1 protein-coding gene is annotated in these 518 nt (G+C 63.9%); it reads right to left on the reverse strand.

Annotated features, from left to right (window positions below; genetic code table 11):
- Window positions 1-518, reverse strand: a 518-nt coding sequence (locus AC1Q6P_RS24020; RefSeq protein WP_492666278.1) for a UDP binding domain-containing protein, incomplete at both ends; no start/stop codon positions are given.

The raw sequence follows: 518 nt of genomic DNA on the forward strand, positions 1-518 counted from the left end.
CCGATGTGCGGCAGGTGCTTCTGAACAAAGCTGCGGTTCGCGCCCAGCAGACTGGCCAGATGCACCTCGGGGTCATAGATCGACAGCTGCATGCCCTTGCCGATCAGCTGCTCGGCCAGGGTCACCAGCGGGCTTTCGCGCAGATCGTCCGTGCCGGTCTTGAAGGACAGGCCGATGAAGCCGATCTTGCGCTTGCCCAGGGCCAGCAGCTTGTCCAGCGCCAGGTCCAGGTGCTGGCGGTTGGAGGCCAGGATGCCCGAGAGCATGGGCAGCTCCAGATCGTGCGTCTTGGCCAGATACGTGGTCGCGCGCAGGTCCTTGGGCAGGCAGGAGCCGCCGAAGGCGAAGCCCGGCTTCAGATAGGCCTTGGAGATGTTGAGCTGCGTGTCCTGGCAGACCAGGTCCATCACTTCGAAGGCGTCCACGCCCAATGCACCGCACAGGCGCGCGGTCTCGTTGGCGAAGGTGATCTTGAGCGCGTGGAAGTTGTTGCAGCAGTACTTCATCATCTCGGCCGC

It is taken from the genome of Roseateles sp. GW835-FHT13E02 (genome assembly GCF_058794035.1).